Source organism: Microbacterium sp. (genome assembly GCF_051953575.1).
Lineage (GTDB): Bacteria > Actinomycetota > Actinomycetes > Actinomycetales > Microbacteriaceae > Microbacterium.
Window position 1 is genome coordinate 1 of sequence record NZ_JBQCIP010000131.1, and the last position, 6078, is coordinate 6078.

General features: G+C 70.0%; 5 protein-coding genes. 3 read left to right on the forward strand and 2 right to left on the reverse strand.

All coding sequences use genetic code 11. The features are described from left to right. Window positions 1-91: 91 nt before the first annotated feature. A complete protein-coding gene (thrS, locus tag ACTHNQ_RS08380) occupies window positions 92-2086 on the forward strand; it encodes a threonine--tRNA ligase (RefSeq protein ID WP_440332756.1) in 1995 nt (664 codons plus the stop codon). Beyond that, the gene (locus tag ACTHNQ_RS08385; protein WP_440332758.1) at window positions 2083-2667 is read left to right on the forward strand and encodes an HIT family protein; all 585 of its coding nucleotides are present in this window, start codon (window positions 2083-2085) and stop codon (window positions 2665-2667) included. The genes thrS and ACTHNQ_RS08385 overlap by 4 nt, the downstream gene beginning before the upstream one ends. Before the next feature lie 47 nt (window positions 2668-2714). On the opposite strand, the gene pdxY is transcribed toward ACTHNQ_RS08385, so the two are convergent. Both pdxY and ACTHNQ_RS08395 read right to left on the reverse strand, forming a co-directional pair. Further along, window positions 2715-3566 (reverse strand): pyridoxal kinase PdxY, encoded by an 852-nt coding sequence (gene pdxY / locus ACTHNQ_RS08390; protein ID WP_440332759.1) that lies wholly within the window; start codon window positions 3564-3566, stop codon window positions 2715-2717. A 7-nt stretch (window positions 3567-3573) separates the two neighbouring features. After that, entirely contained in the window at window positions 3574-4914 is a 1341-nt protein-coding gene (locus tag ACTHNQ_RS08395; protein ID WP_440332761.1) for an aminotransferase class I/II-fold pyridoxal phosphate-dependent enzyme, read from the reverse strand. A gap of 141 nt (window positions 4915-5055) precedes the next feature. On the opposite strand from ACTHNQ_RS08395, the gene pdxS reads away from it, so the two are divergent. Continuing rightward, the gene (pdxS, locus tag ACTHNQ_RS08400) at window positions 5056-5946 is read left to right on the forward strand and encodes a pyridoxal 5'-phosphate synthase lyase subunit PdxS (protein WP_018170818.1); all 891 of its coding nucleotides are present in this window, start codon (window positions 5056-5058) and stop codon (window positions 5944-5946) included. Window positions 5947-6078: the final 132 nt, after the last annotated feature.

Sequence of the window (6078 nt, forward strand, 5' to 3'; positions counted from 1 at the left end):
TCACGCGAACGCTCGACGCCTGAGCGGGCGGGGCGCGGCGTGCGCCCGAAGCTGAGTAGCCTTGATCCGAGCCATTCCCAGGAGAGTTTCCGTGACTGACGCTGTGCCCTATCCCGCTGACGGCTTCGCCCTGTTCCCCGACCGATCCGTGGTCGCGCTGAGGGTGAACGGCGAACTGAAAGACCTCGCGACGGTGGTGACCGAGACGGATGCCGTCGAGCCGGTCACCATCGACAGCCCCGACGGGCTGGCGATCCTGCGCCACTCGACCGCGCACGTGATGGCGCAGGCCGTGCAGCGCATCAACCCCCAGGCCAACCTCGGCATCGGCCCGCCCATCACCGACGGCTTCTACTACGACTTCGGCGTGGAGCATCCCTTCACCCCCGAAGACGTGAAGGCGATCGACAAGGAGATGCAGCGCATCATCCGCGAGGGCCAGCGCTTCGTCCGCCGTGTCGTGACCGACGAAGAGGCGCGCGCCGAGCTCGTCGACGAGCCGTTCAAGCTCGAGCTGATCGGACTCAAGGGCGGCGGGGCGGAGAAGACCGAGGGCGCCTCCGTCGAGGTCGGCGCGGGCGAGCTGACCATCTACGACAACGTCGACCGCGACGGCCAGACGGTCTGGAAGGACCTCTGCCGCGGCCCGCACCTGCCCAACACCCGCCTGATCGGCAACGGCTGGGCGCTGCAGCGCGTGGCCGGCGCGTACTGGCGCGGCAGCGAGAAGAACCCGCAGCTGCAGCGCATCTACGGCACCGCCTGGCCGTCGAAGGATGAGCTGCGCGCCTACCAGACCCGCCTGGAAGAGGCGGCCAAGCGCGACCACCGCAAGCTCGGCAAGGACCTCGACCTGTTCTCGTTCCCCGACGAGATCGGCTCGGGCCTGTCGGTGTGGCACCCCAAGGGGGGCATCGTGCGCGGTGAGATGGAGCAGCACGCCCGCCGCCGTCACATCGCCGGCGGCTACACCTACGTGTACACCCCGCACATCTCGAAGCAGGACCTGTTCCTGACGTCGAACCACCTCGTCACCTACAAGGAGGGCATGTTCCCGCCCATCGTGATGGACGAGGAGCGCGACGAGAACGGCGAGATCACCAAGCAGGGCCAGGACTACTACCTGAAGCCCATGAACTGCCCGATGCACATCCTGATCTACAAGGAGCGCGCCCGCAGTTACCGCGATCTGCCGATGCGCCTGGCCGAGAACGGGACGGTATACCGCAACGAGCTCTCGGGCGCCCTGCACGGCCTCACCCGCGTGCGCGGCTTCACCCAGGACGACTCGCATCTGTTCGTGACCCCCGAGCAGCTGGAGGGCGAGGCGACCCGCGTGCTCGGGTTCGTCATCTCGATGCTCCGCGACTTCGGTCTCGACGACTTCGAGCTCGAGCTGTCGATGCGCGACGACGAGAAGGACAAGTGGATCGGCTCGGACGAGTTCTGGGAGTACTCGACGAACGCGCTGCGCAACGTCGCGGTCGCCAGCGGGCTGAAGCTGACCGAGGTCCCCGGCGAGGCGGCGTTCTACGGTCCGAAGATCGACCTCAAGACCCGTGACGCCATCGGCCGCACCTGGCAGCTGTCGACCGTCCAGGTCGACCCCAACCTGCCCGAGCGGTTCGAGCTGGAGTACACGGACCGGGACGGCCAGAAGAAGCGGCCAATCATGATCCACCGCGCGCTGTTCGGCTCGATCGAGCGGTTCTTCGCGATCCTGCTCGAGCACTACGCCGGCGCATTCCCGGTCTGGCTGTCGCCGGTGCAGGTCGTGGGCATCCCGGTCGCCGAGGAGTTCGCCGACTACCTCGGCGAGGTCATCGACCTGCTGAAGTCCGAAGGGGTGCGGGCCGAGCTCGACCACTCCGACGACCGGATGCAGAAGAAGATCCGCACCCACACCACCCAGAAGGTGCCGCTGCAGCTCATCGCGGGCGCCCAGGACCAGGCCGCCGGCACGGTGTCGTTCCGCTTCCGCGACGGGTCGCAGGAGAACGGCGTCCCCATCGCCGACGCGGTGCGCCGCGTCCGCGAGGCCATCGCCTCGCACGCCCTGGTGAACTCCGCGGAGGACTTCGCGTGAGCTCCGTCGACGAGGCCGGGTCGGGCCTCCCCGAGGGAGACGCTCCCGACCCGGCCCTCGTCGACGCCGCTTCGTTCGCGGGCGTGCCTGACGGGTTCCAGCGCCTGTGGACGCCGCACCGGATGGCCTACATCCAGGCGGGCCCCGAGGTGCTGCGCAAGGAGTGCCCGTTCTGCGAGGCGCCGCGCAAGTCCGACGAGGACGGCCTGATCGTCTTCCGCGGGCGGACGGCGTACGCCCTGCTGAACCTGTTCCCGTACAACTCGGGCCACCTGCTGGTGTGCCCGTATCGCCACATCGCGACGTACGACCAGGCGACGGACGAAGAGGTCGCCGAGATCGGAGCGCTCACCCAGCAGGGCATGAGGGTGCTGCGCCAGGTCTCGCGATGCGACGGCTTCAACATCGGCATGAATCAGGGCCATGTCGCCGGCGCCGGTGTCGACGAGCACCTGCACCAGCACATCGTGCCGCGGTGGGCGTCCGACGCGAACTTCTTCCCGATCATCGCCCGCACCAAGGCGCTCCCGCAGCTGCTCGGCGAGGTGCGGCGCGCGGTCTCGGACGCGTGGAACGCGTGAACCGATGAGAAAGGGGATGCCCGCGGGCATCCCCTTCTCATCCCCTGTCAGCGCACCTGCTGGACGGCGAACTGCAGCCGCGGGTTCGCGTAGGCGTCCTGCGACTCGATGAGCTGCAGCTCGCGCTCACCGGAGGCGTGCGTGCGCTCGAGCAGGTCGAACACGCTGGACGTGGTGCGCGCGAGCGCGTCGGCAGCGTCGCCGGTGCGACGGTAGTGCGCGGTGAACAGCGCGGCCGTCACATCGCCCGAGCCGTTCGCCTTCATGGGGATGCGCGGGGTCTGCACGATCCACGCGCCGTCGTCGGTGACGGCGAGCATCTCGATCGTGTCGTCGGGGCGGTCCGGGCGCTCGACGCTCGTGACGAGCACGGTGCGCGGGCCCATCTCGCGCGCGAGGTCGGCCGAGGCGAGCGTCGATTCGAGGTCGGCGGGCTCGGTCTCGGTCAGGTATCCGAGTTCGAACTGGTTCGGCGTGATGATGTCGGCGGCGGGCACGACGCGGTCGCGCAGAAGCACCGGGATCGCCGGCGCCACGAAGCAGCCGGACTTCGCGTTGCCCATCACCGGGTCGCACGCGTAGACGGCGTCGGGATTGGCCTCCTTCACCCGTGCGACGGCCTCGAGGATCACGTCGGCGATGCCCTCGCCGCCCTGGTAGCCCGAGAGGACCACGTCGATCTGCGGGAACGCACCGCGCTCCTCGATGCCGAGGATCACCTCACGCACGTCGTCGGGGCTGATCATCGGGCCGCGCCATGCGCCGTACCCGGTGTGGTTCGAGAAGTTGACCGTGTACACCGGCATGACCTCGACGCCGATGCGCTGGAGCGGGAACACGGCTGCCGAGTTGCCGACATGGCCGTATGCGACTGCCGACTGGATCGAGAGGATCTTCACCGGTCGATCATCCCACTTCCCGCAGGCGAACCCGGCCGCCGACGGCGGCCACCGCGGCCCCGAGATCGGCCGCGAGCTGCGCGGCGGCATCGTCGTCGAGATCGTGGACGGTGAGCCTCAGGCGGTGCGAGGGCTCGTCGCCGGCGAGCATGAACTCGTCGCCGGGGCGTGCGAGCCAGCCGCGACGCATGAGCTGCTCCGAGACGGCACGCGCGGGCACCGGCAGGGGGATCCACAGGTTCAGACCGTCGCCCGGCTCGGCGTCGAGGCCGTTCTGCTGCAGGCGCGCGACGAACGCCTCGTTGCGCGCCGCGTAGTGCGCCCCGGCGCGATCGATCGACGCGGCGGTGGCGGCATCCGTCACCAGCGCATGCGTCAGCCGCTGCAGAAGGTGGCTCACCCAGGTGGTGCCCGGCGTGAGACGCATCGCGAGGCGCTCCGCCGTCTCGGGATCGGATGCCGTCACCGCCAGGCACATGTCGGGTCCGAGGAACTTCGACACGGACCTCACGAGAGCCCAGCGACGGTGGTCGGGCGAGATCAGCGAGTGGAAGGGCTGTCGCGACAGCATCGAGAAGTGGTCGTCCTCGATCACGAGGACGTAGGGGTGGTCGCGCAGGACGTCGCGCAGTTGCGCCGCACGGTCTGCCGACAGGCTCGCACCCGTCGGATTCTGGGCGCGCGGCGTGTGTACGACGGCGCGCACTCCCTGTTCGAGGGCGGCGCGCAGCCCTGCCACGGTCATCCCTTCGTCGTCGACGGGCACCGGCACCGGGCGGTAGCCGCCGATGCGGACGGTGTGGATGCTGGTGAGGAAGCAGGGGTCCTCCAGCGCCACCGCGTCCTCGCGGGTGAGCGCCTGGGCGAGCAGCCGCTCGACGGCGTCGGCCGCACCGCTCGTGATCGTCAGGCGGAGTTCTTCGGCAGGGAGTCCGTCGCTCATCCAGCCGCGCGCCCAGGCCTCCAGCCCCGGATCGATCACGGGCTCGCCGTAGAGGACCGGACGCCCGGCCATGCGCGCGAGTGCGGGCGCGATGTCGGGAATGAGGTCCGGATCGGGGTTGCCCGTGCCGACGTCGCGCAGCACGCTGTCGGCGGCGAAGCCCTCCTGCGCGACGGGGGAGAGGTCCGCCACGCGCGTCCCGCCGCGGCCGCGGGTCACGACGACGCCCGCCTGCGTGAGCTGACGGTAGGCGGCCACGACCGTGTTCCGGTTGACGCCGAGCTCATCGGCGAGCGACCGGACGGGTGGAAGCGGATCGCCCGGACGCAGCCGTGAGCGCTCGATGAGTGCGCGCACGCTGTCGGCGATCTCGGTCGCGGATCGGCCGCGGATGTCGGAGGTCATGGCACCGTCCCTGGTCTTCGCCGGTCCGCCGATTGTAGGACGCAGACCATGCTATCTTTTGGCCTAGGTCAATGCTCGTGTTGTCCTGATCTCATCCTTCGACGGCCCCGACCGTCGAGTTTCCAGCCAAGGGAGAACCTCGTGACCACTGCCGACACGGGAACCGACCGCGTGAAGCGCGGCCTCGCCGAGATGCTCAAGGGCGGCGTCATCATGGACGTCGTCACGCCCGAGCAGGCCAAGATCGCCGAGGATGCCGGCGCCGTCGCCGTCATGGCGCTCGAGCGCGTGCCCGCCGACATCCGCGCCGAGGGCGGCGTGTCGCGCATGAGCGACCCCGACATGATCGACGGCATCATCGAGGCCGTCTCGATCCCCGTCATGGCGAAGGCCCGGATCGGCCACTTCGTCGAGGCCCAGGTGCTCCAGCAGCTCGGCGTCGACTACATCGACGAGTCCGAGGTGCTCTCGCCCGCCGACTACGTCAACCACATCGACAAGTGGAACTTCACCGTGCCGTTCGTCTGCGGCGCCACCAACCTCGGTGAGGCGCTGCGCCGCATCAACGAGGGAGCCGCGATGATCCGCTCCAAGGGCGAGGCCGGCACGGGCGACGTCTCGGAGGCGACCAAGCACATCCGCAAGATCAACGCCGAGATCAACGCGCTGCGCTCCATGAGCAAGGACGAGCTCTACGTCGCGGCCAAGGAGCTGCAGGCGCCGTACCAGCTCGTCGCGGAGGTCGCCGAGACCGGCAAGCTCCCCGTCGTTCTGTTCGTCGCCGGCGGCGTCGCCACGCCCGCCGACGCCGCGATGATGATGCAGCTCGGCGCCGACGGGGTGTTCGTCGGCTCGGGCATCTTCAAGTCCGGCAACCCCGCCGAGCGCGCCGCCGCGATCGTGAAGGCCACGACTTTCTACGACGACCCGCAGGTGATCGCCGACGTGTCCCGCGGCCTCGGCGAGGCGATGGTCGGCATCAACGTCGCCGATCTCCCGGCCCCGCACCGGCTCGCTGAGCGCGGCTGGTGACGGTGGCGCGCGTCGGCGTCCTCGCACTGCAGGGCGACGTGGGGGGGCCCCCGCGGCGGGGGCCCGCCCCGGGCGGCCCCGGGGCCCGCGGGCGCCCGCCCCCCGACCCGGCGGCGGGGGGCCGGGGGCGGG